Source organism: Alsobacter soli (assembly GCF_003004785.1).
Taxonomy (GTDB): domain Bacteria; phylum Pseudomonadota; class Alphaproteobacteria; order Rhizobiales; family Beijerinckiaceae; genus Alsobacter; species Alsobacter soli.
Genome location: NZ_PVZS01000001.1, coordinates 145,322 through 168,153 on the forward strand (window position 1 = coordinate 145,322; position 22,832 = coordinate 168,153).

Here is a 22,832-nt window from a genome sequence, read left to right on the forward strand (position 1 = left end):
GTGTCTGGATTCACCGGGGCAGCCGCGGGTCCTTGCTGTCCTGGACAGCCTTGGTCGCGGCCTTGGGATCCTTGTCGTTGCCCGCCTGCAGCACCTTGGCCGCCGTGCGGGCCTTCCGCTCGGTGCTGTCCGGAAGAGGGCCCGTGTCTGCGCGCGCCTCGAGCCCCTGCCCGCTGGGCTTTTTGCCGCCCGAGCGGCTCGCAGCCTCGAAGGTGCGCAGGGCTTCCGGTTGCTGGTCGTCTCGCTTGTCGCCGGCCATGGCTGTTCCTCCCGTGATGGGGGAGTCAATCCGCGGCGAAGCCTCGGGTTCCGGCGCGAACGTTGCGGGCGCTACGGCAACGCGACAAGCAGGGCTCCGGCGCCGATCAGCGCCACCCCGGCCCAGTTCAAGGCCGAGATGCGCTCCCCGAGCAGCGCCACGCCAAAGATGGCGACCAGCACGACGCTGAGCTTGTCGATGGGAGCCACCTGCGCGGCCTGGCCCAACTGCAGGGCCCGGAAGTAACAGAGCCACGACGCGCCCGTGGCAAGGCCGGACAAAACCAGGAACAGGGCCGTGCGCCCGGGGACGTCCGGCAAAGACCGCCATGCGCCTGTGCCGGCCAGAATCAGCGCGAGGGCCGCCAGCACCACCAGCGTCCGGATGAACGTGGCGAGATTGGAATCGATTTCGCTGACCCCCACCTTCGCCAGAATGGCGGTGAGGGCGGCGAACACCGCGGACAGCAGGGCCCAGAACACCCAATGGGAGAGCCAAGCCGACATATGTTGCTCCTGATCGACGCCGGCGAAACGAAAACAGGGCGCCTCGCGAAGCGAGACGCCCTGTCGTGTTAGAAAGTCGAGCCGTGAGGCCCGATGGAATCAGTCGTCCGAGCGGACCGAAGCCGCTTCAGGACCCTTCTGGCCCTGGCGGACATCGAGTTGCAGGCGCTGGCCAACGTCGATCGCCGGGATGCCGGCGCGCTCGAGCGCCGTGGCGTGCACGAAGATCTCGGGGCCGCCGTCGTCCGGCGTGACGAAGCCGAAGCCACGCTCACGCGAATACCACTTCACCACGCCGCTTTTCGGCTCGGTCGGGCCCATGTCGCGCTGGAAGCGGCCACCGCCGCCAGGACGGGGACCAGCGCCGCCGAAGCGCGGGCCGCGGGGCGCCTGCGGGGTCGCCGTGCTCGCGTCCACGGATGTCACCTCGGTGACCTGCGGACCCTTCTGGCCCTGGCCGACGCGAACCATCAGCGTCGTGCCGGGCTCGAGCGCCGTATGACCAGCCGCCTCGACAGCGCGAATGTGCAGGAACGCCTCTCCCGACCCATCGGTCAGTTCGACGAAGCCGAAGCCCTTCTCGCCGTTAAACCACTTCACCTTCGCTTCGACTTCCGGACCCGAAGACACTGCTGCCCTCGGAGCAGGACGAGGAGACTGAGCGGGGCGCGGCGGCGTCCACTCTTCCTGTCCCCAGCCCCCACCCTTTGGTCCGCGATCCCAACCTTTGCCCATAGTGCGCCACCTGCCGCATTCAACTCCCAAGGTGAATGAACGGTCTGAAGCTTGGGGTCAACTGGAATCGCAAAAAGGGCGAACGAAAAATGCGACGATCCTGTTCCAGCCTGGAACAAGAAGCGCCCTGACCGGCCTTCGTCGCCGGCGCGATCGATCGATTTCCCGGCTCCACGAACGCCGCCGCGGGCCGATTTCGGCTCTGAAGTGCGTAGGTTTCTGGCGCAAACCGCCCAAAGATGCGGACGATCCGCGTCGAGGCGTGGCTTCGGACGATTCGTCCGATTCCGACGACCGCCGGTTTACCAGAAAACTGTTCCGCGACTATCGAAAAAGCGAATACCGGCCATTCCGGGCGAGCAAAGCCCCTCCCCGCTCACGCTTGCGGCGCGCCGGCCTTCGGACTACTTGCCACGGGGCAGACCCGGAGGGAGCGTTTGATGCAGCGCATGTCCACCCTGATCAGGCGCCTCGGCGCGCCGCTCATCGGCAGGAGCGCCGTCGCGCTGCTCGCCATCGCCTTTGCGCCCGCGCTCGCGGCGGCGCAGACGGAGAAGACCATGACGAAGACCCCTTCCGGCCTGTCCTACACCGATGTCGTCGAGGGAACCGGAGCCACGCCGAAGCCCGGCCAGGCCTGCACCGTGCACTACACGGGCACGCTCGAGAACGGGAAGAAGTTCGACAGCTCCCGGGACCGGAACGAGCCCTTCACCTTCACCATCGGGAGCGGCCAGGTGATCCGCGGCTGGGACGAGGGCGTGTCCACCATGAAGGTCGGGGGACGCCGCACCCTCGTGATTCCGCCGGAGCTCGGCTATGGCGCCCGCGGCGCCGGCGGCGTGATCCCGCCCAACGCGACCCTCGTCTTCGACGTCGAGTTGCTGGGCTGCAAGTAAGTCTGCGCCGCCCCTCGGGCGGCTCCTTGGCAGCGGACGCGTTCGGCTGGACGCGTCCGCTTTTCTTTTGATTGTTCTGGAGCGCGACATGACGCCCCCGCCCCTCACCATCGGCCTCGACTTCGGCACCAGCAACACCGTCCTGGCGCTCGCGCCCAGGGGCGAGCCGGCCCACGTCGTGCGCTTCCGCCACGAGGGCCGCCACGCGAGCGATTCGAGCGCCTTCATCTCGGCCCTGTGCTTCTGGGAAGAGAGCGTCGCGGGCGGCAAGCGGACGCGCAACGAGGCGGGCCCATGGGCCGTGGAGGAGTTCCTGGAGGGGCTTTCAGCCCACCGTTTCATCCAGTCGTTCAAGACCTTCGCGGCGAGCGCCACATTCCAGGACACGCGCATCTTCGGAGCGAAATACCGGTTCGAGGATCTGCTCGCAGCCTTCCTGGCCCGGGTCTTCGCCCACGCCGGGGTCGACCCCGCCCAGGCCGCGCTCGTGGTCGGCCGGCCCGTCAAGTTCGCCGGCGGCAATCCCGACGAGAAGCTCGCCATGGAGCGCTATCGCTCAGCCTTCGCCCGCTTCGGCATGGGCGAGGCGCGCTATGTCTACGAGCCCGTCGGCGCGGCGTTCTTCTACGCCCAGCGCCTGCGCCACGACGCCACCGTGCTGGTGGCCGATTTCGGCGGCGGCACCAGCGACTTTTCAGTGATCCGCTTCGAGGGCCGCGACGGCGACCGGCGCGCCCGGCCCCTGGGGCATGCGGGCGTGGGCGTCGCGGGCGACGCGTTCGACTATCGCATCATCGACAAGGTGATCTCGCCGCGCCTCGGCAAGGGCCAGAACTACAAGAGCTTCGACAAGCTGCTCTCGCTGCCCACGCACTACTACGCGAACTTCGCGCGCTGGAATCAGCTCGCCATGATGAAGGCGAACGGCGACCTCAAGGAGCTGCGCCAGCTCGCGCGCGTCGCCGTGGATCCGGAGCCGCTGGAGCGCTTCATCGAGATCATCGAGCAGGACCTCGGGTTCCCGCTCTACCGCGCCGTGTCCCAGGCCAAGATCGCCCTGTCCTCCGCCGGGGAGGCCGTGCTGCGCTTCCATGAAGCGGGCGTCGCCATCGAGGAGCGGATCACCCGGGCGCAGTTCGAGGGCTGGATCGAGCCGGACGTCGAGCGCATCGCCGGCGCCCTGGACGACGCCCTGACGCTGGCCCGGACGCGGCCGGACGGCGTCGAGCGCGTGTTCCTCACCGGCGGCTCCTCTTTCATCCCCGCGATCCGCCGCCTCTTCGTCGAGCGCTTCGGCGAGGCGAAGCTCACCGCCTCCGACCAGTTCGAGTCCATCGCGACGGGCCTGGCCCTGATCGGGCGCGAGCCCGATCTCGACCGCTGGGCGGCGCACTAGGGGCGCGCCGCCCTTCCGGGCCTCAGTTCGGCCCGGCGACCTTCAGGATGACGGGCCGGACGTGCCGGGTGTGGCGCGTCTGCGTGTGATCGAACACCGCGACCCACATGTAGAGCGGCTTTCCGGGGATGAAGTCCTGGTCGTACTTGGACCCCGTCTTGAGCTTGCGGCTGACCTCCAGGGTCCAGTGGCCGTCCTTCCACTTCGCGCCGGTGGTCAGGTCGCCACGGTCGCCCTCGTTCGCGCCGGAGAGCACGACGCCGGGCAGGATCGTCCCCACCGGGATCTTCTCGTCCAACTCCTTGCTGTAGGGAACCGAGTTGGCGTCGTCGAGCCACCACACGGAGCCCTCCTCCACGTTGGAGTCCGGGTCCGCGATGTCGTACTTGCCCATGGACTTCTGCAGGGCGGCCAGGTCCTTGGGCAGGCGCTGGGGCTGGAAAGGCTTGGTGTAGCCGCCGGGCCCGTCGAAGGGGAAGTTGTAGGTGTAGATGCCGTGGCCGGGGTCCGGCCAGTAGCCGCCCTGGTAGCGCGCCCGGCGGGCGGCCTGGTCCGGCGTCGGATCCTGGGGCGGGCCGATGTACATGTCGTCCATGGCCCCCAGCACGCCGCCGCGCGACGACTTCCACTGCCACATGTCGATGATGGCGCCGTCCGTGGTGTAGTGCAGGCCACGGTCGTTTAGGGACGGCGGCTTGTCCGCCACCGGCTTCGGACCGAGATGGGCCACGCCGCCGGACCCGAAGGCGTCCCGGTCGGCGAAGGTCACGGCGAACTTGTCCTCGTAAAGGTCGACCACATCGGCGTTGCCGGCGTCGTGGCCGATCATGCGCCAGCCGTCCGCCGCCTTGATGATGGGCAGGCGCTTGAGGGAGTGGCTCGGATCCTCCCACCGGAAGGCGAAGAAGATGCGGTCCTGCGTGCGCACGGCGCGCACTTCCACCAGCGATTCGCCCGTGCCTCCCAGGTTGGCGCCCTGGGACGTCCGGATGGAAACCGGCCGCGCGCCGCGCCAGGCCTCGTCGTCGAGGACTCCGTCGAGCTTCGGAGCCGTGGTGACGAGCGGAACGTTGAGGACGTCCCTGGCGCCGAAGTCGAGCGCCACCGCGGCGCCGGCCACCGCCAGGCCGGCGGCGGAGCCGATCAGCAGCGGATAGCGCGAGCTCTTGGCGTTCTCCGGCAAGGCGGCCGGCCGGAACAGTCGCAGCAACTGCCACAGGCCGCCATACATGAAGTGGGTGACCACGTGCACGACCGTGTAGACGAGCGTGGTCAGCGCCAGCACGTCATGGACCTGCACGACCCAACCGCCGACCCCGAGATAAAGAGCCACGCCCGTCGCGGCCAGTCCGAGCAGCAGGGCGTAGACCAGCCAGTGCAGGACCGTGTTGACGCCCTGCCACTTGAGGCGCGGCGAGCTCGGGATCATGAGCACGCGCACGCGGCCGAGCCCGATCCGGGCGCCGAGCCGGGCGCGGGCCATGTAGATGGCGTAGGCGCCGGCCGAGAGGACCAGCAGCGTCCCCGCAATGAAGTGCACAGTCCAGACTTCGCCCTGGGGCAGGATGGGCGCCAGGAACTTGGAGACGACGGCGTCCCGGGCGTCAGCGGCGATGCGTAGACCCGTGAGCAGGCTGGCGAACACCGCGATCACGGTCAGCCAGTGCAGGATGATCGTGCCGTAGTCCGAGCGGGGCCGCTGCGCCTTGGCGGCGAGCGAAGTGGATCCTGTCCTCGTTTGATCGGAAGAGGCAGGGGCTTCTCGATAGGCGACCGACATGGTTGGCTCTCGTGGAGGGGGGGGCGCCCCGGAGCCTCGCCTGAACAAGGTTAAGGTTTTATGACTGGCAGAATTCAATCAATGCCACGGCCAACATAGCGCGGTTGCTGCGATCGCGGCCAGTGACGAACCCGCGTCCAATGCCGATGAACCGTGAGAAGAAGAAGCAAGAACGGCTGAAACACCGAAGCCGTTTGGCGCTCCCAAGGGGACTCGAACCCCTGTTTTCGCCGTGAGAGGGCGACGTCCTAGACCGCTAGACGATGGGAGCGGCTCGCTGGCGGGCATGTCCGCCGCGGGTGTCGCTCCTATAACGGCCTCGTTCCGGAGCGGCAAGCCCAAAGTGAGCTCGGCGGGAGAAAATCGGCCACCGCCTCAGTGCGTCGCCGGAACTTGGATCCTGCCGGTCTCGGCCAGGGTGCGGGCGTCGAAAAGCACGATGACCGCCCCCTCTGGTCCCTCCGTGGTGACCGCCAGGCGCCCATCCCCGAGCGTGGTGGATATGATTCTCGAGCCGCTCGGCAGCGAGAGCTGGACGGGGCGGCGCACGCCCGTTTCGCTTTGCGCCGCGGTCGTCCCCGATGGGGTCGCCTGCCCTCCGCCCTTGACGGCGCGTATGGCGAGCGTCGAAAAGACCACCACGGCGAGCGCCACCAGGATCACGCCCAGCGTGATCACCAGCATCTTCATCGCCATCAGCCGGGCGGCTTCCTTGGCCTTCGCCGTGTCATCGGGCGAGGCGGCGGCGGTCTTCGGGTCGGCGTGCATGAGGCTCTATCGAAACGCGCGCTCTGCCGAGCGGAAAGGACGAACACGTGCAGGACGGCGACCACGCCGAGGCGGTCGAAGGCCTTCAGGCCTATCTAGCCCGCCCGCAGGACAAAGGCGAGCGGCTGGACCGCTTCCTGGCCGCCATGGTCCCTGGCCTGTCGCGCACGCGGCTCAAGGCCTTGATCCTCGACGGCCGCGTCACCGTGAATGGCGCGCGGGTGGACGATCCCGGCCGCAAGCTGGACGCCGGGCAGGAGATCGCGGTCGACGTGCCCCCGCCCGTCCCGGCCGAGCCTGAAGGCGAGTCCATCCCACTGAACGTGGTCTACGAGGATGACCAGCTCCTAGTCATCGACAAGCCTGCCGGGCTCGTCGTGCATCCCGCAGCGGGTCACGACAGTGGGACGTTGGTGAATGCGCTGATCGCCCACTGCGGCGACAGCCTGTCCGGCATCGGCGGGGTGAAGCGGCCGGGGATCGTGCATCGCCTGGACAAGGACACCACCGGCCTGCTGGTGGTCGCCAAGACGGACCGCGCCCACAAGACGCTCGCAGACCAGTTCGCCGACCATGGCCGCACCGGCCCATTGGAGCGGGCCTACCGGGCGGTGGTTTGGGGCGTGCTCCCCCGCAAGCACGGAACGGTGGACGCCAACCTTGACCGCTCGACCCGGCACCGCGACCGCATGGCGGTCGTCTCCCGCGAGAAAGGGCGCGAGGCGATTACTCATTACGAGACGGAGGAGGTCTTCGCCGGCGCGAATGGCGAGGCCGTGGCAAGCCTCGTGACCTGCCGGCTCGAAACGGGTCGCACCCATCAGATTCGCGTCCACATGGCCCATATCGGCCACCCCCTCATCGGCGATCCCGTCTACGCGGGCGGCTTCCGCACGAAGGCGAGCCTGCTGGGGCCGCAGGCCCGGGCCGCCGTCGAGGCCTTTCCCCGACAGGCCCTGCACGCAGCCCTCCTTGGATTCGCGCATCCGATCACGGACGAGGAACTGATCTTCGAGAGCGATCTGCCCGTAGACATGGAGCAGTTGATCGCGGCGCTGCGGGCCGGCGGATAATCGCGCCAGCCCTGCGAAAATGACGCGACCGAGAACCCGGGCGCTCCGCATGCGTTGCATCGGAGACCCAGCGCGCAACGCGCGCTTCGCCCTCTTTCGGCCAATGTCACGCCGATGATAGACTGTTGTCGTGGCCGTGCTTCGTGGCGGCCCGTTACGGCCTGCTTGCGAGGGGCCTAGGAGGAACTATGGCTTCTGCCTCACTTCCCATCGTCGCCGCCGAAGGCGGCCTGTCGCGGTATCTCGACGAGATCCGCAAGTTCCCGATGCTGCAGCCCCAGGAGGAGTACATGCTCGCCAAGCGTTGGCGCGAGCATGAGGACTCCGACGCTGCGCACAAGCTCGTCACCTCCCACCTGCGGCTCGTGGCGAAGATCGCCATGGGCTATCGCGGCTACGGCCTGCCGATCGGAGAAGTGATCTCCGAAGGCAATGTCGGCCTGATGCAGGCGGTGAAGCGCTTTGAGCCGGAGAAGGGCTTCCGCCTCGCCACCTATGCGATGTGGTGGATCAAGGCCTCGATTCAAGAGTACATCCTGCGCTCGTGGTCGCTCGTGAAGATGGGCACGACCGCGAACCAGAAGAAGCTGTTCTTCAATCTCCGCAAGGCCAAGAGCCAGATCTCCGCCTTGGACGAGGGCGATCTGCGCCCGGACCAGGTGAAGCAGATCGCCACCAAGCTCGGCGTGCAGGAGCAGGAAGTCATCGAGATGAACCGTCGCCTGGGCGGCGACTCCTCGCTGAACTCGCCGATCCGCTCCGACGGCGAGGGCGAAGGCGAGTGGCAGGACTGGCTGGCCGACGACAGCGCCAGCCAGGAGGCCCTGCTGGTCCAGCAGGAAGAGGCGGACAATCGGCACGCCGCCCTGAAGGAGGCGCTGGGCGTCCTCAACGACCGCGAGCGTCGCATCTTCGAGGCGCGCAGGCTCGCCGAAGACCCGATCACGCTCGAGGAGTTGTCCGAAGAATTCGGCGTCTCCCGCGAACGGGTGCGCCAGATCGAGGTGCGCGCCTTCGAGAAGATTCAGAAAGCCGTGCGCGAAGCGGTCGCCAGGCAGGAAGCCGGCCGCCTCGCCCTCCCCGCTCACGCGTGACCGGGGACGCCTCAATCCTCAATGCAAGCGCAGCGAAGAAATCCAGCATAACGGGCTCTCGCTCTCAATGAGCGAGGCCGCCTTGGATTGGTTCGTCGCTGGATCCTCGTAATGACGGAAGAATGACTACTGGCCCTGCTGCCAGCTCGACAGAGCGTCGCTGATCGTACGGTCGCCCGTTGGGCCCTTCTCGAACAGCAGCAGCGCGCGCCGGCCGTTGGCGAAGCGGAGCGGCGTCATGAACCAGTTGCGCTGGCGCATGAGCTCGAGATTGCGGTTGGTGTCCGCCGGCAAGTTGGACAGGCCGACCAGGAACACGTTCTCGGTGACCGGAACCGAAATGCCGGCGAGCGGTGTTCCGCGCGTCGTCTCTTCGGTGCGCATCTCCGGCACGCCCAGGTCGCGCACGGCCCCGTTCGTGGCCTTCGGCCCGGCCGTGAAGCGGACTTCGATGGTGTGCGAAGCCGGCAGGGCCGCATCGCGGTTGCGCCGGATGAGCACGTCCGCCTTGAGGCCGGCGTCCGCCACGTCGACGTCCGCCCGAACGGCGACATCGAGAGGCTCGCCCGCTCCGGCCGGCACGCTGTCCAGGCGCCACAGCACCCGGCCAACCGTCTGCTTGATCTCCGTGGACCCTTCCGCCGCCTCCTCGACCAGCAGCACGCGCTGCAGGACGCCGATCGCCGCCGAGGCGCCTGCCGGCGCCTGGCCCTGCTGCCCGCTTTGGGGCTGGGCGGGCTCGGCCGGCTGGGCGGGCCCTTCGCCGGGCAGCCGTTCCTGGAACTTGCGCTCCTGGTCGGCGGGGGCGTTCTCGGCCGTCTGCTTGGCCGGCGCGAACTCGGACGGCTGCTGCTTGAGATAGATGGCCGTCGCCGCCGTCAGGCCCACCACCACCGCGATGGCGGAGCCGATCACCGCACCACGCACCCAGAGCCGGCGATCGCCGGTCGCCGCGCGTGGCGCGGCGGGGCGAAGGCGCTCGACAGGCGCAGGCTCGTCGGCGAACTCGTAGGCCGGCTCCGGCGAGGGCGCCGGCTCAGCCTCATGCTCGGGCTCCGGTTCGGCTGCCGGACGATGCGCCGTCGTCTGCTGGACAGGCCTGGCGGCCTGCTCGGCGGGCCGGGGCGGGACGCTCGGCTCGAAGATGTCGGACGTCGCCGGAACGCCGCCGCCATACTCCGTCTCGACCCGGCGAATCGCATCCTCGAGGGCGACGCGCTCTCGGTCGATGTCCGCCTCCGCAATCGGAGGCTCCGTGTTGCGAAGCTGGCCGATCAGCGCGTTGGTGGCGCGCTCGTAGAGAGCGCGCCGCTGCTCCGGCGTGCTCTCGGCCAAATTGGCCACAGCGCGCGAAATCAACGGGTAGTAGTCGGCCATGACGCCTCAGTGGCGGAGAAGACCGCGGCGGTCAAGCCTCGAACGGATTCTGGACCAGGATCGTATCGTCGCGCTCGGGGCTCGTGGACACCAGCGCCACCGGCGCGCCGATCAGCTCCTCGAGCCGGCGGACATATTTGATCGCCTGGGCCGGGAGATCCGCCCACGACCGGGCGCCCGCCGTCGAGCCTTCCCAGCCTTCCATGGTCTCGTAGACGGGCTGGATCCGAGCCTGCGCGCCCTGGCTGGCCGGCAGGTGGTCGATCTCCTGGCCGTCCAGGAGGTACTTGGTGCAGACCTGGATTTCCTTGAAGCCGTCCAGGATGTCGAGCTTGGTCAGGGCGATGCCGTCGATCCCCGACGTGCGGACGGTCTGGCGGACCAGCACGGCGTCGAACCAGCCGCAGCGGCGCTTGCGGCCAGTCACCGTGCCGAACTCCCGCCCACGCTCACCGATGAGGTTGCCGACTTCGTTGTCCTGCTCGGTCGGGAACGGCCCCTCGCCCACGCGGGTCGTGTAGGCTTTGGCGATCCCAAGCACATATCCGACCGCGCGCGGCCCCATGCCAGAGCCTGTGGCCGCCTGGCCCGCCACCGTGTTGGACGAGGTCACGAACGGGTATGTGCCGAAGTCGATGTCCAGCAGCGCGCCCTGCGCGCCCTCGAACAGGATGCGCTTGCCGGCCCGGCGCTGCTCGTCGAGCAGTTGCCAGGTCGTGTCCATGTAGGGGAGCACCTTGGGGGCGACGGAGGCGAGCTCTTCGAAGATCGCCTTCGCGTCGAACTCGTCGAGTCCCAGGCCGCGCCGCAGCGCGTTGTGGTGGGCCAGGAGGCGGTCGATCTTGGCCGGCAGCGCGTCGAGGTCGGCGAGATCCATCAGCCGGATGGCGCGGCGGCCGACCTTGTCCTCGTAGGCGGGGCCGATGCCGCGCTTGGTGGTGCCGATCTTGGTGCCGGACGCGCCCGACTCGCGCAGAGCGTCCAATTCACGATGCACGGAGAGGATGAGCGGGACGTTGTCGGCTACGCGCAGGTTGTCGCGCGAAATGGCGACGCCCTGCCCCTTCAGCTTCTCGACCTCGGCGGCGAGGGCGTGCGGGTCCAGCACGACGCCATTGCCGATGACGGCCAGCTTGTTGGGGCGCACGACCCCGGAGGGCAGCAGGGAGAGCTTGTAGACGTTCTCGCCGATCACGAGGGTGTGGCCGGCATTGTGGCCGCCCTGGAAGCGCACGACGGTGTCCGCCTGCTCCGAGAGCCAGTCGACGATCTTGCCCTTCCCCTCGTCGCCCCACTGGGCGCCCACGACGACGACATTGGCCATGTCGATCTCTCCTCCGCGGCGGGGCGGCGCGGCGCGTCGTCCCTGTCCCTGAAAACCAAAAGCCCCGGCGAGTCCGCAAGTCGGATCGGCCGGGGCTTGCGCGGGAGCATTAGCCGCAAAGGACCGAGGCGTAAAGCGCCAGGGGCCTTCAGGCTGAAGGTTCAACGCGCCAGCGGGACGGGCCCGCCGCCGTCCATGACGATGTCGCGGTCCGCCGGCCACTTCAGCCGATAGCCGAAGCGGATCTCCTTCTGCTCGCCGGGCGCGTAGTCCCAGGTCCATCCCATCACGCCGCGCTTGTCTGCGATCGCCTTCTCGGTCGGCGGCGTGCCCGGGAGCGCCTCGACGGTCACGGCGGTGTTCTCGGACACCGGAGCGCGGTCGACCACGCTGATGCGCAGGGGCGAGTCATGCAGGTTGCGCACGGTCGTCTTGAATTCGCGCTGCTCGGTCTTCGTATTGCCGATCCAACCCGGCTCGTTTTCCTTCCGCTTCACCGGCGCGCGCGTGACCTTGATGCGGTCGTCCGCCCCGAAGCCGAGCTCGATGCGGTCGCCCGGGGCGACGAGCTTCAGGCGGCCCTTGCCCACGTAGACGCCGTCGCGGTGCAGCGAGACCTCGCCGGGCAGGATCGGGGCCTCCTCCTCGTTGACGAGGGAGGCTTCCAGGTAGGCCGTCTCGTCCAGCGCCGGCGCGATCTTCGCCAGCAGGGTGGGCTCGGCCTTGCGGGAGCCGAGGGTGAAGCTCTTGGGCGCCCCGTCGCGCGGGAGCGTCACGCGCCCGGGCACCCGGAAGGCCGCCTGGAAATCCCCCGCCTCGATCTGGGCGACTTGCTCGACCGCCTCCACCGGGGGCGCGGCCGCCATGCGGGCCGGAGCGCCCGGCGCGGGGGCCGCCATCTGCCGTTCGCTCTCGGCGAGCTTCGCCCGGCCCCGGACGGAGTCCATGGCCACGGCCTGCGGCTCGAGCAGGTTGACCACCAGCGGCGGCACGTCCGGAGCCGCCGTGCCGCGGAGCGTGCGCGTGGTGGAGACGGAGAGCGCCACGTCCGTCCAGTCCTCGCCCGTGCGCTGGGTCACCTGCGCACGGCGAGCCAGCTCCAGCGACGGCTTGCGGTCCTTCGCGCCCGTGTCCAGCCGGACATCGTAGAGGGGGCGCCAGTTCGCTGCGGCCACCCTGTAGGTGATCCGCAGCTCGCCGGAGACGGCCTGCCCGGTCTCGACCGCCACCGTGAGATCCCGTCGCGGCGCCCCGGGCGGCGTGGGCTTCGGCCGCGCCGACTCGAGCGCGGCGATCTGCTGGTCGAGGTCCTTCGCCTTGGCGCGCAGCTGCCGCAGCGCCTCGTTCACCTTCGTCGCGCCCTCCCCAACCGCGTCCCACGCGGCGGACCATTGCGCGATGTCGAGCGGCTTGGCCTCGGGCCCCAGCTTCTCGGGGCTGGCGGTGGCGTAGGTTTCGATCGCCCTCCGCTTCAGCTCCGCGGCCTCGATCTGCCCGGCGATCCCGTCCCGCTCGGCCCGCAGCGCGTCGATCCGCTTCTCCAGCTCAGCATCGAGCGCGGGCCTGATGTCAGTCTGCGACGGCCGGGTCTCGACGGCCCCGATCGCCAGCTCGCCGTCCGCCTGTCCCTGGACGCGCACGGAAGCGGGGTCCAGCGAAGCGCTCAACCCGCGCACTACGACCGTCGAGGCTCCGGCCGGCAACGACACCGACAAAACGCGGATCACGCTGGCCCCATCCGGAAACACCGTGACGGCGTCGACCCGGGAGGGAGCCTCCACATCGGCGGCAAGCGCCGTCGTGGAGACGCCTGACAGCAACAGGATGGCGAAGGCGCGACGCATGGTGATTCCCCTCTCGGTGCGGCGATGCGCCGCTCAGCGAAGAAGGAAAACGACGATCTTGCAATCTTTGCGACGCAAGCGTGACCTTGGCTGGGCCGTTACGCCCGGCCGCGACGCGAGCGCTCCGGCTTCACCCGGTGATCCAGGAAGTTGCGGATCTCGGTCAGCCGGCGCTCGGGATCCAGCACCTCGGCGTCCAAGCCATGCCGCCACGCCAGATCGGCGCGGCCCGGCGCACGGTCGAGTTGCTCCAGCTCGTCCACATACCGCGCGTGCTCGGCCTCGGTGCGGAAGAAGCCCTCGGCCAGCATGGAGCGGCCATAGCGACGCAGGATGGCGGCCAACTCCGCCAGGGAGAACTCGGGGTGGTACTGCACGCCCCAGAACGTCCCGCCCGCATGGCGGATCTCCGCCGCCTGGACGGGCGTGAGCGCGTTCGAGGCCAGCACGGTGACGTCGTCCGGCAGCGTGGTCACGGCGTCGAGATGCACGGCCGGCGCGTCCCAGGCCGCCGGACGGCCGGCCAGCAGCGGATGGGAGCGCCCGGCGTCGGTCGCCGCGAGACGGCGGGCGAAGCCGATCTCCCGGCCGCTGGGGTTGGCGCGCACGTCGCCTCCGGCTGCGAGCGCGCCGATCTGGACGCCCCAGCACGATCCGAAGAACGGCGTGCCGGACGCGTAGGCGGCGCGGGCGAACGCGATCTGCCGCGCGACCGCCGGCTCGACGTTGTAGGCGTTCAGGTGCGAGCCCGTAAGCACCACGGCGTCGTAGCTTTCGAGCCCCGCCCCGTCCGGCAGGTTGGCGCCCTCGTCCGCCGGAAACGCGATGTCGCACACGGCCTGCGGCTCCAGGCTCTGGAGGACCGCCGCGTAGGACTCGGACGGCGTCAGGCCGAAGCTGTCGCGGTGGGCGAGGCGAGCGTCTCGGGTGTTGCCCTCGACAACCAGAAAACGCATGGCAGGGTCCGCAGTGCGTGAAGGATCGACGACTTGAATAGCAGGGTCGGTCACGTCATCAAGCATGATCAGGGACGGGGAGGCATGCGTGCAGGAGGCGATCGTCAACCGGCTGCTCTGGGGCCGGCCCTACGTGCTGCTCGGCCTCACCATGCTGATGTGGGGCGCGAACGCCGTCGCGGGCCGGATGGCGGTCGGCCAGGTCTCCCCCATGGTGCTCACCTCCGGCCGGTGGGTGATCTCCTGCGTCATCCTGCTCATCTTCGCCCGCCGGCAGTTCATCCAGGACTGGCCCGCCCTGAAGCCGCGCTGGCTGATGCTGACCTGCATGGGCGCGCTCGGCTTCACCGCCTTCAACGCCCTCTTTTATGAGGCCGCCCACTACACGGGCGCGGTGAACCTCACGATCATCCAGGGCGCCATCCCGGTTCTGGTCCTGATCGGCGCGAGGATTACGTTCGGCGTTCCGATTTCCCCCATGCAGGTGGTCGGCATGGTGGTGACGGTCGTGGGCGTGCTGGTGCTGGCCAGCCGCGGCAGCCTGGACGAGTTGCTGGCCTTGCGATTCAACATCGGCGACCTCTGGATGATCGTCGCCTGCGTGTTCTACGCCTTCTACACGCTTGGCCTGCGGCAGCGCCCCAATGTCTCCGGCATCGGCCTCTTCACCTTCATGGCCGGCGTCGCCTTCCTGACCTCCCTCCCCTTGCTGGGACTCGAAGCTTGGCGCGGCCAGATCCAGTGGCCCACCACAAAGGGCTGGCTGGTGACCGCCTATGTGGGCATCGCCCCGTCCCTCCTGGCGCAGATCTTCTTCATGCGGGGCGTGCAGTTGATAGGACCCGGCCGCGCCGGGCTCTTCGTCAACCTGGTGCCGGTGTTCGGCGCCTTCCTGGCGGTTCTGATCCTGGGCGAGCCCTTCGGCCTCTCCAGCGCCGCCGCCCTCGCCCTGGTCCTCGGCGGCATCTTCATCGCCGAAAGGCTCGGCAAGCGCTAGCCCAGGCCCGTCTGCGGCCAGCTAGCGCCACTCTCCGTCATCGCGAGCCGAAGGCGATGCGATCCAGGCGGCGGACGTCCGCCCCACTGGATCGCTTCGTCGCCAGGCTCCTCGCGATGACGGTTCGACCCGGCCGCTTGCTTTTCAGAAGCGCAGCGCCTTGGCCTGCTTCACGCCGGGCAGGGCGGGAATCTGGCCCAGCACATCCGCCGGAACCTCGCCGTCCACTTCCACCAGCGCGATCGCCGAACCGCCCTGGGCGTCGCGGCCCAGCGCAAAGGTGGCGATGTTGACCCCGGCATTGCCCAGGAGGCTCGCGAAACGGCCGATGAAGCCGGGCTTGTCCTCATTGGTGACGTAGATCATCGAGGGCGCGAACTCCGCGTCCACCTTGATGCCCTTGATGGCCACCATGCGCGGCTTGCCGTCGTGGAACACGGTGCCGCTGATGGAGCGCGTCATCTGCTCAGTGACCACCTCGAGCGTGATCAGGGACTCGAAATCGCCCTCGGCCGCCCGCGTGGTCTCCTCCACCACGATCCCGCGTTCCTTGGCGACGATCGGGGCGGACACGACGTTCACATCCTGCAGCGCCGGGCGCAGCAGGCCGGCAATGGCCGCAGCCGTGAGCGCCTTGATCTTCAGGCCAGCCACGCCACCCTCGTAGGTGATCCGGACCTCCTTGATGTCCGTCTCGGTGAGCTGGCCCGCGAAAGACCCGAGCTTCTCGGCGAGCGCAATAAAGGGCTTCAGCTTTGGCGCTTCCTCGGCCGTGATCGACGGGAAGTTGATGGCGTTCGTGATGGCGCCCCGGATCAGGTAGTCCGACATCTGCTCGGCCACCTGCAGGGCCACGTTCTCCTGCGCTTCCGTGGTCGACGCGCCGAGATGCGGGGTGCAAACCACGTTGGGGTGGCCGAAAAGCGGGTTCTCCTTCGCAGGCTCGACCGTGAACACGTCGAAGCCGGCGCCGGCCACATGCCCGCTGTCGAGCGCCGCCCGGAGGGCTACCTCGTCGACCAGCCCGCCGCGCGCGCAGTTGATGATGCGCACGCCCTTCCTGGTCTTGGCCAGAGCCTCCGCCGAGAGGATGTTCTTCGTCTGCGCCGTCATCGGCGTGTGGAGGGTGATGAAGTCGGCCCGCGCGAGCAGATCGTCGAGTTCAACCTTCTCGACGCCGAGGTCGAGCGCCCGCTCGGGCGACAGGAACGGGTCGAAGGCGATGACCCGCATCCGCAGGCCGAGAGCCCGCTCGGCCACGATCGCCCCGATGTTACCGCAGCCGATCACGCCCAGCGTCTTGCCGGTGATCTCCACGCCCATGAAGCGGTTCTTCTCCCACTGGCCCGCCTGCGTGGAGGCGTCGGCCGCCGGGATCTGGCGCGCCACCGCGAACATCAGCGCGATGGCGTGCTCGGCCGTGGTGATGGAGTTGCCGAACGGCGTGTTCATCACGATCACGCCCTTGGCGGTGGCGGCCGGGATGTCGACGTTGTCCACGCCGATGCCCGCGCGACCGACCACCTTCAAGCGGCTGGCGCCCTCCAGGAGCTTGGCCGTGACCTTCGTGGCCGACCGGATGGCGAGGCCGTCATAGTCGCCGATGATGCGGGCGAGTTCGTCCTTGTCGAGGCCGGGCTTCACGTCGACTGCGACGCCCCTCTCCTGGAAGATGGCGACGGCGGCGGGCGACAGGCTGTCGGAAATGAGAACGCGGGGAGCCATGGTGCAGGTCTCCTTCATCCCTCCACCGCGGGAGGGGCGGCGCAGTGCGCCTTGCGGATTGTGAAGAGGTGAGGGGCCCCTCCAGCCCGTGGGGGAGAGGCAGGGTCGAGGGGCAGCCGCAACGGCCGAAGCCCTCCAGGGCGGGCCCAGTCGGACCAGCCCTCCCCCCTGCCCCTCCCCGCTCGCGCCGGAGAGGAAGATGTCAGGCCGCCTTGCTGAGCCCGGCCTTTGCTTCAGCGAACGCCCATGCGATCCAGTCGGTCAGCGCCTGGACATCGGACGCTTCAACCGTTGCGCCGCACCAGATCCGCAGGCCGGGAGGGGCGTCGCGGTAGGCGCCGATGTCGAAGCCCGCGCCCGCCTTCTCGATCGCCCCGGCGACGGCCTTGGCGAAAGCCGCCTGCGCGTCGGCCGGCAGCGCCGTCACGGCCGGGTCCACGAACTGGAGGCACACGCTCGTGTTGGACCGGATGGCGGGATCCTTGGCCAGGAACGCGATCCAGTCATGCTGGGCGACGAAGTCCGCCAGGACCTTGGTGTTGGCGTCGGCCCGCGCGACGAGGCCGTCGAGGCCTCCGATCCGCTTCGCCCACTGCAGCGCGTCGATGTAGTCCTCGACGCAGAGCATCGAAGGCGTGTTGATGGTCTCGCCCTCGAACAGGCCCTCGGTGACCTTGCCGCCCTTGGTCATGCGGAAGATCTTCGGCAGCGGCCAGGCCGGGGTATAGCTCTCGAGCCGTTCGACCGCCCGCGGTGACAGGATCAGCATGCCGTGCGCGGCTTCGCCGCCCAGCACTTTCTGCCAGGAGAAGGTCACGACATCGAGCTTCGGCCAGTCGAGGCGCTGCGCAAAGGCCGCCGAAGTGGCGTCGCAGATGGTCAGGCCCTTGCGGTCCGCCGGAATCCAGTCGCCGTTCGGCACGCGCACGCCGGAGGTGGTGCCGTTCCAGGTGAAAACGACGTCGTTGTCGAAATTCACGGAGGCCAGGTCGACGATCTCGCCATAGCTGGCCTTGAGGACGCGCGCGTCCTTCAGCTTCAACTGCTTGACGACGTCCGTGACCCAACCTTCGCCGAAGCTCTCCCAGGCCAGCATGTCGACGCCGCGGGCGCCGAGCAGCGACCACAGCGCCATCTCGACAGCGCCGGTGTCCGAGGCGGGCACGATGGCGATGCGGAAGTCCGCTGGGACCTGAAGGACCTCGCGGGTGAGGTCGATCGCCAGCTTCAGCTTGGTTTTGCCGACCTTGGCCCGGTGGGAGCGGCCCAGCGGCGCGTCCTTGAGCGCCTCGAGCGACCAGCCGGGGCGCTTGGCGCAGGGTCCGGACGAGAAAAGGGGATTGGCCGGCTTTTGGCCGGGCGCGACATTCGCCATTGATTGTCTCCATCCTTCCAGATGGGCGCTCCTCGTTGGGGAGGAGTGTCCCGCGGACGGAGTTAGGCCTGCGCGCGCGCGTCGTCAAACGAAAAGGGCGACCCGGTGCATCCGCGGGCCGCCCTTTGGGAAGGCGGCTAATTGGCCGCCTTCCTGAGATCAGTACTTGCGCACGAGCGGGGGAGCGGGCTCCAGCGGCAGCGCCGTATCAGTGAACATGTAGCGCAGGCCCAGGCGGACATCATGGGACGCGAGCTTGAACTTGTGCTCCTGGGTCGAGTTGCCGCAATCGCAGACGATCAGCGTGCTGTAATCACCCATGTTCAGGTAGCGATAGCCGACGTCGAACTTGAGGTTTTGCGTCATCGAGAAGCTCGCGCCCGCCATCAGGGCCCAAGCGAAACCCCACTTGTCGGAGGCGCGCGAAACGCCGTGACCGCCGGTTTGCGGATTGTAGTCATCGACAGAGCCGAACTGTTTGTAGGTCGTGCCGAGGCCGACGCCGACATACGGCGTCACATTGTACCAGGTGCCGAGGTCGAAATATCCATTGGCGAGGAAGACCGACTGGCGCAGCTTGCCCGTGTAAAGATCAAGGCATCGATTGGTGCAGTTGGTCGCATCAGCGTAGCTGTCCGTGGCCCGATATTTCATCTCGGTCCGGTATTCGCCCGTGATGTCCGCCCGGAACCAGCTGTTGAACTGGTAGCCGGCGCCGATCCCGAAGATAGCGGCGTTGCCCACCGAATCGTAATCATGCGTGAACGGGACAGCCGGCGTGGCGATCGCCTCAAAGCTGGACTGCTGGGCAAAGGCCGCCCCCACATCGCCGCGAATGTACCAGCCGCTGAAGTCAGAAGCCGGCTCGATGGTGGGCGCCAGCGGCGGCGGAGGCGGAAGCGGCATGTCGGCGGCCTGGGCGACGCCGATCGCCCCGATCGCCATGGCGCTGACAAGAGCGATGACCTTAACGCTGCCCATGACTCAATTTCCCTGCTGGGGCCGGACCAGGCCTGAGCCGTCCGGCCGCACTGCGACAGGGGGACGATGTCACGGGAAAGTTAAGGCGAGCTTAACCCTAAGAATTAAGGTTACGAGGCAGACACAACCCCAGTAATCGCAAAGGTTGCAATGATCGGCGCCTTATTCACCGCTGCTGGCCTCACGCGGCCACGGACGTGAGCGCGTCGATCACGTCGTCCACCGCCCTTTCGACCAGGTCGCGATCGTCGCCCTCGGCCATGACCCGGATGACCGGCTCCGTGCCGGACGGCCGGATCACCAGCCGCCCATTGGCGCCCAGACGCTCGCGCGACGCCTCGATGGCGCTGACGACCGTCTCGTCCTTGAGGGGCTCTCCCTTCTTGAACCGCACGTTCTTCAGGATCTGCGGCAGCGGCTCGAAGCAGTGGCAGACCTCGCTCACAGGCCTCCCCTGCTGCTTCACGACCGCGAGCACCTGCAAGGCGGCGATCAGGCCGTCGCCCGTCGTGGCGTAGTCGGACAGGATGATGTGGCCCGACTGTTCGCCACCGAGGTTGTAGCCATGCTCGCGCATGTGCTCGAGCACGTAGCGGTCCCCCACCGCCGTCCGCGCCAGGGTGAGCCCCAGCGCCGAGAGATGCCGCTCCAGCCCCAGGTTAGACATGATGGTGGCTACCACGCCGGGCTGGGTCAGCCGGTTGTCGTCGCGCCAGCTCTTGGCGACCACCGCCATGAGCTGGTCGCCATCCACCACCTGGCCCTTCTCGTCGACCAGCACCACCCGGTCCGCGTCGCCGTCCAGCGCGATGCCGATATCGGCGCGCAGCTCGCGCACCTTGCGGCTCAGCGCCTCCGGCGAGGTGGAGCCCACATCCTTGTTGATGTTGAACCCGTCCGGCTCAACACCGATCTCGATGACCTCCGCGCCAAGCTCCCAAAGGGCCTCGGGCGCGACCTTGTAGGCCGCCCCGTTGGCGCAATCGACCACGATGCGGAGCCCGTCCAGGTCCATGTTGCGCGGAAGCGTGCGCTTGGCGAACTCGATGTAGCGCGCGTGGACGCCTTCGATGCGCTTGGCCCGGCCGAGATCCTTAGGCGCCGACAGCTTGGCCGCGAGATCGGCGTCGATCAGCGCCTCGATCTCCCGCTCGGTCTCGTCGCTGAGCTTGAAGCCGTCCGGCCCGAACAGCTTGATGCCGTTGTCCTGAAAAGGGTTGTGTGAGGCCGAAATCATCACCCCGAGGTCGGCGCGAAGCGATCGCGTCAGCATGGCCACCGCCGGGGTCGGCATCGGTCCGAGCAGCATCACATCCATGCCGACGGAGGTGAAGCCCGCCACCATTGCGTATTCGATCATGTAGCCGGACAGGCGCGTGTCCTTGCCGATCACGACCCGGTGGGCATGGTCGCCGCGCTGGAACGCCAATCCGGCCGCCTGGCCCACGCGCAGCGCCAGGTCGGGCGTGATCACCCGGTTGGAAAGCCCGCGGATGCCGTCCGTGCCGAAATACTTCCTGGTCATGCTGGTCCCTGTCCCGGTGGCTTCGGCTTGGCCGAAGCATTGCGCCTGTTATGGCGCGAGATTGGGAAAAGTGTGACTCACAAATCTTTTCAAACCGCAACATGCCCGAAAGCGGCGGAAAGCGCTCGGGAACTTGTGGACGCGCAAGCCACTAAAAGCAACGCCCGGCGCGAGGGCCGGGCGTTCTTGATGCGGTTCTGGTGGAATGCCGTCAGGTCTGCGGCTGCGGCTCCATGCCACCGGCGTCCGGCTCCGGCCGCGGCCGGCCCTTGCCGGCCGTCGGGACCACCGGGGCGCCTCGGCTCGGAGGCTCGTCGGAGATGTCCCGCACGGGCGGCTTGCCGTTGAGCAGGTCGCGGATCTCCTCGCCGGACAGCGTCTCGTATTCGAGCAGGCCCTGGGCCAGGGTCTCGAGTTCGTCGCGCTTGTCGGTCAGGACCCGCGTGGCCTCCTTGTAGCCCTCCTCGACCAGCCGCCGCACTTCGGCGTCGATCTTCTGGGCCGTCGCCTCGGAGATGTTCTGCTGCCGGGACACCGACATGCCGAGGAAGACCTCGTCCTGGTTCTCGCCATAGGCGACCGTGCCGAGCTCGCTGGAGAAGCCCCAGCGGGTCACCATCATGCGCGCAAGCCGGGTCGCCTGCTCGATGTCGGACGCCGCGCCCGAGGTGACCTTGTCATGGCCGAAGATCAGCTCCTCCGCCACGCGGCCGCCCATCATGATGGCGAGGCGCGAGGTCATCTGCTCGTAGCTCATGGACAGCTTGTCGCGCTCCGGCAGCTGCATGACCATGCCCAGCGCGCGGCCGCGCGGGATGATGGTCGCCTTGTGCACCGGGTCCGTGGCCTTGACGTTGAAGGCCAGGATGGCGTGGCCAGCCTCGTGATAGGCGGTGAGGCGCTTTTCGTCCTCGCTCATCACCAGGGTGCGGCGCTCGGCGCCCATCATGACCTTGTCCTTGGCGTCCTCGAACTCCGTCATGGTGACGATGCGCTTGCCGCGGCGGGCGGCCAGCAGGGCGGCCTCGTTGACGAGGTTCATCAGGTCCGCGCCCGAGAAGCCGGGCGTGCCGCGCGCGACGGTCTTGAGGTCCACGTCCGGCGCCAGCGGCACCTTGCGGACATGGACGCGCAGGATGCGCTCGCGGCCGATGACGTCCGGGTTCGGGACGACGATCTGGCGGTCGAAGCGGCCCGGGCGCAGCAGCGCCGGGTCGAGCACGTCGGGGCGGTTCGTGGCCGCGATGAGGATGATGCCCTCATTCGCCTCGAAGCCGTCCATCTCGACCAGCAGCTGGTTAAGCGTCTGCTCGCGCTCGTCGTTGCCGCCGCCGAGGCCAGCGCCGCGGTGCCGGCCAACTGCGTCGATTTCGTCGATGAAGATGATGCAGGGCGCGTTCTTCTTCGCCTGTTCGAACATGTCGCGCACGCGGCTGGCGCCGACGCCCACGAACATTTCGACGAAGTCGGAGCCGGAGATGGTGAAGAACGGAACGTTGGCCTCGCCCGCGATCGCGCGCGCCAGCAGCGTCTTGCCGGTGCCGGGCGGGCCGACAAGCAGCACGCCGCGCGGGATGCGCCCGCCGAGGCGCTGGAACTTCTGCGGATCACGCAGGAACTCGACGATCTCCTGCAGGTCCTCCTTGGCCTCCTCGACGCCGGCGACGTCCTCGAACGTCACGCGCCCATGGGCCTCAGTGAGGAGCTTGGCCTTGGACTTGCCGAAGCCCATGGCCTTGCCGCTCGCGCCCTGCATCTGGCGCGACAGGAAGATCCAGGCCGCGATGAACACGATCAGCGGCATCCAGTTCACGAGCAGCGCCAGGAACCACGGCAGGTTCTCCTGCAGCGGCTTGGCCGAGAAGTTCACGCCCTTCTGGGACAGCTTCTGCACAAGGCCGGGATCGTTCGGCGCATAGGTCTGGAACTGCCGGCCGTCCGAGAGCGTCCCGTGGATCTCGGGCCCCTGGATGACGACGTTAGACACCCGGCCCGAGTCGATCTCGCTCAGGAACTGGCTGTAGCTCATGTCGTACGACTGGCCGCGCTGACCAGGGTTCTGGAACAGCGTCACCAGCGCGAGCACGAGCAGGAAAATGATCACCCAGAGGGCGAAATTGCGGACGTTCGGGTTCATTACCGATCGATCGCCTTGGTCAGTCTCGAACCGCCGGCAGCGATCTCGAGAGGTTGCGTTTGGCTAATGTAGGATTGAGCC

The 22,832-nt window shown here is 68.2% G+C and carries 19 protein-coding genes and 1 tRNA gene; 5 read left to right on the forward strand and 15 right to left on the reverse strand.

Annotated features, from left to right (window positions below):
• Positions 1–10: 10 nt before the first annotated feature.
• The 3 genes from SLNSH_RS00690 to SLNSH_RS00700 all read right to left on the reverse strand — a co-directional run bounded on the left by SLNSH_RS00690 (position 11) and on the right by SLNSH_RS00700 (position 1,365).
• On the reverse strand, positions 11–259 hold the full coding sequence (locus tag SLNSH_RS00690) for a hypothetical protein (RefSeq protein WP_106334721.1): 249 nt from the start codon (positions 257–259) through the stop codon (positions 11–13).
• 71 nt (positions 260–330) lie between these two features.
• Positions 331–765, reverse strand: coding sequence for an EamA family transporter (locus tag SLNSH_RS00695; RefSeq protein ID WP_106334722.1), 435 nt, complete (start codon positions 763–765; stop codon positions 331–333).
• A gap of 99 nt (positions 766–864) precedes the next feature.
• A complete protein-coding gene (locus tag SLNSH_RS00700) occupies positions 865–1,365 on the reverse strand; it encodes a cold-shock protein (protein ID WP_342587848.1) in 501 nt (166 codons plus the stop codon).
• Between the two features lie 584 nt (positions 1,366–1,949).
• Between SLNSH_RS00700 and SLNSH_RS00705 the strand changes: the two genes are divergently transcribed.
• Positions 1,950–2,399 carry an FKBP-type peptidyl-prolyl cis-trans isomerase gene (locus tag SLNSH_RS00705; RefSeq protein WP_196240195.1) on the forward strand — a complete coding sequence of 150 codons (450 nt, stop codon included), beginning with the start codon at positions 1,950–1,952 and terminating at the stop codon, positions 2,397–2,399.
• Between the two features lie 88 nt (positions 2,400–2,487).
• Positions 2,488–3,795 carry an Hsp70 family protein gene (locus SLNSH_RS00710; protein ID WP_106334725.1) on the forward strand — a complete coding sequence of 436 codons (1,308 nt, stop codon included), beginning with the start codon at positions 2,488–2,490 and terminating at the stop codon, positions 3,793–3,795.
• Positions 3,796–3,817: 22 nt separating this feature from the next.
• Here the strand turns inward: SLNSH_RS00710 and SLNSH_RS00715 are convergent, their stop codons facing one another.
• From SLNSH_RS00715 to SLNSH_RS00725, 3 genes are all read right to left on the reverse strand, one after another.
• Entirely contained in the window at positions 3,818–5,575 is a 1,758-nt protein-coding gene (locus SLNSH_RS00715) for an ethylbenzene dehydrogenase-related protein (protein WP_106334726.1), read from the reverse strand.
• A 195-nt stretch (positions 5,576–5,770) separates the two neighbouring features.
• Positions 5,771–5,846, reverse strand: a tRNA-Glu gene (locus SLNSH_RS00720).
• A 104-nt stretch (positions 5,847–5,950) separates the two neighbouring features.
• Entirely contained in the window at positions 5,951–6,343 is a 393-nt protein-coding gene (locus SLNSH_RS00725) for a DUF6476 family protein (RefSeq protein WP_106334727.1), read from the reverse strand.
• A gap of 47 nt (positions 6,344–6,390) precedes the next feature.
• Between SLNSH_RS00725 and SLNSH_RS00730 the strand changes: the two genes are divergently transcribed.
• Together SLNSH_RS00730 and rpoH are read left to right on the forward strand one after the other, a co-directional pair.
• Positions 6,391–7,416 (forward strand): RluA family pseudouridine synthase, encoded by a 1,026-nt coding sequence (locus SLNSH_RS00730; protein ID WP_280954441.1) that lies wholly within the window; start codon positions 6,391–6,393, stop codon positions 7,414–7,416.
• A gap of 188 nt (positions 7,417–7,604) precedes the next feature.
• Positions 7,605–8,510: an RNA polymerase sigma factor RpoH gene (rpoH, locus tag SLNSH_RS00735; RefSeq protein ID WP_106334728.1), complete on the forward strand. Its 906-nt coding sequence runs from the start codon at positions 7,605–7,607 to the stop codon at positions 8,508–8,510.
• Positions 8,511–8,636: 126 nt separating this feature from the next.
• On the opposite strand, the gene SLNSH_RS00740 is transcribed toward rpoH, so the two are convergent.
• The 4 genes from SLNSH_RS00740 to SLNSH_RS00755 form a co-directional block, all read right to left on the reverse strand.
• On the reverse strand, positions 8,637–9,887 hold the full coding sequence (locus SLNSH_RS00740) for a histidine kinase (protein WP_106334729.1): 1,251 nt from the start codon (positions 9,885–9,887) through the stop codon (positions 8,637–8,639).
• A 31-nt stretch (positions 9,888–9,918) separates the two neighbouring features.
• Positions 9,919–11,211, reverse strand: coding sequence for an adenylosuccinate synthase (locus tag SLNSH_RS00745; RefSeq protein WP_106334730.1), 1,293 nt, complete (start codon positions 11,209–11,211; stop codon positions 9,919–9,921).
• A gap of 161 nt (positions 11,212–11,372) precedes the next feature.
• Positions 11,373–13,055: a mucoidy inhibitor MuiA family protein gene (locus SLNSH_RS00750; RefSeq protein ID WP_106334731.1), complete on the reverse strand. Its 1,683-nt coding sequence runs from the start codon at positions 13,053–13,055 to the stop codon at positions 11,373–11,375.
• A gap of 98 nt (positions 13,056–13,153) precedes the next feature.
• Positions 13,154–14,011 (reverse strand): type 1 glutamine amidotransferase, encoded by an 858-nt coding sequence (locus SLNSH_RS00755; RefSeq protein ID WP_106334732.1) that lies wholly within the window; start codon positions 14,009–14,011, stop codon positions 13,154–13,156.
• Positions 14,012–14,099: 88 nt separating this feature from the next.
• Between SLNSH_RS00755 and SLNSH_RS00760 the strand changes: the two genes are divergently transcribed.
• Complete coding sequence (locus SLNSH_RS00760; RefSeq protein WP_245421925.1) at positions 14,100–15,008, forward strand: DMT family transporter; 909 nt, start codon at positions 14,100–14,102, stop codon at positions 15,006–15,008.
• Between the two features lie 144 nt (positions 15,009–15,152).
• Here the strand turns inward: SLNSH_RS00760 and serA are convergent, their stop codons facing one another.
• The 5 genes from serA to ftsH form a co-directional block, all read right to left on the reverse strand.
• Positions 15,153–16,733, reverse strand: coding sequence for a phosphoglycerate dehydrogenase (gene serA, locus SLNSH_RS00765; protein ID WP_106334892.1), 1,581 nt, complete (start codon positions 16,731–16,733; stop codon positions 15,153–15,155).
• Positions 16,734–16,935: 202 nt separating this feature from the next.
• Positions 16,936–18,108, reverse strand: a complete 1,173-nt coding sequence (locus SLNSH_RS00770) for a phosphoserine transaminase (protein WP_106334734.1) — start codon at positions 18,106–18,108, stop codon at positions 16,936–16,938.
• Positions 18,109–18,267: 159 nt separating this feature from the next.
• Positions 18,268–19,089 carry an outer membrane protein gene (locus SLNSH_RS00775; RefSeq protein WP_106334735.1) on the reverse strand — a complete coding sequence of 274 codons (822 nt, stop codon included), beginning with the start codon at positions 19,087–19,089 and terminating at the stop codon, positions 18,268–18,270.
• Between the two features lie 181 nt (positions 19,090–19,270).
• Positions 19,271–20,614 carry a phosphoglucosamine mutase gene (gene glmM, locus SLNSH_RS00780; RefSeq protein WP_106334736.1) on the reverse strand — a complete coding sequence of 448 codons (1,344 nt, stop codon included), beginning with the start codon at positions 20,612–20,614 and terminating at the stop codon, positions 19,271–19,273.
• Positions 20,615–20,825: 211 nt separating this feature from the next.
• On the reverse strand, positions 20,826–22,751 hold the full coding sequence (ftsH, locus tag SLNSH_RS00785; protein ID WP_106334737.1) for an ATP-dependent zinc metalloprotease FtsH: 1,926 nt from the start codon (positions 22,749–22,751) through the stop codon (positions 20,826–20,828).
• Positions 22,752–22,832: the final 81 nt, after the last annotated feature.

Excerpts from the sequence above, each read along its gene's own strand:
- SLNSH_RS00690 (WP_106334721.1), bottom strand. The coding sequence starts at position 259 with ATGGCCGGCGACAAGCGAGACGACCAGCAACCGGAAGCCCTGCGCACC.
- SLNSH_RS00695 (WP_106334722.1), bottom strand. The coding sequence starts at position 765 with ATGTCGGCTTGGCTCTCCCATTGGGTGTTCTGGGCCCTGCTGTCCGCG.
- SLNSH_RS00705 (WP_196240195.1), top strand. The coding sequence starts at position 1,950 with ATGTCCACCCTGATCAGGCGCCTCGGCGCGCCGCTCATCGGCAGGAGC.
- SLNSH_RS00710 (WP_106334725.1), top strand. The coding sequence starts at position 2,488 with ATGACGCCCCCGCCCCTCACCATCGGCCTCGACTTCGGCACCAGCAAC.
- SLNSH_RS00715 (WP_106334726.1), bottom strand. The coding sequence starts at position 5,575 with ATGTCGGTCGCCTATCGAGAAGCCCCTGCCTCTTCCGATCAAACGAGG.
- SLNSH_RS00725 (WP_106334727.1), bottom strand. The coding sequence starts at position 6,343 with ATGCACGCCGACCCGAAGACCGCCGCCGCCTCGCCCGATGACACGGCG.
- rpoH (WP_106334728.1), top strand. The coding sequence starts at position 7,605 with ATGGCTTCTGCCTCACTTCCCATCGTCGCCGCCGAAGGCGGCCTGTCG.
- SLNSH_RS00740 (WP_106334729.1), bottom strand. The coding sequence starts at position 9,887 with ATGGCCGACTACTACCCGTTGATTTCGCGCGCTGTGGCCAATTTGGCC.
- SLNSH_RS00745 (WP_106334730.1), bottom strand. The coding sequence starts at position 11,211 with ATGGCCAATGTCGTCGTCGTGGGCGCCCAGTGGGGCGACGAGGGGAAG.
- SLNSH_RS00750 (WP_106334731.1), bottom strand. The coding sequence starts at position 13,055 with ATGCGTCGCGCCTTCGCCATCCTGTTGCTGTCAGGCGTCTCCACGACG.
- SLNSH_RS00755 (WP_106334732.1), bottom strand. The coding sequence starts at position 14,011 with ATGCGTTTTCTGGTTGTCGAGGGCAACACCCGAGACGCTCGCCTCGCC.
- serA (WP_106334892.1), bottom strand. The coding sequence starts at position 16,733 with ATGGCTCCCCGCGTTCTCATTTCCGACAGCCTGTCGCCCGCCGCCGTC.
- SLNSH_RS00770 (WP_106334734.1), bottom strand. The coding sequence starts at position 18,108 with ATGGCGAATGTCGCGCCCGGCCAAAAGCCGGCCAATCCCCTTTTCTCG.
- SLNSH_RS00775 (WP_106334735.1), bottom strand. The coding sequence starts at position 19,089 with ATGGGCAGCGTTAAGGTCATCGCTCTTGTCAGCGCCATGGCGATCGGG.
- glmM (WP_106334736.1), bottom strand. The coding sequence starts at position 20,614 with ATGACCAGGAAGTATTTCGGCACGGACGGCATCCGCGGGCTTTCCAAC.
- ftsH (WP_106334737.1), bottom strand. The coding sequence starts at position 22,751 with ATGAACCCGAACGTCCGCAATTTCGCCCTCTGGGTGATCATTTTCCTG.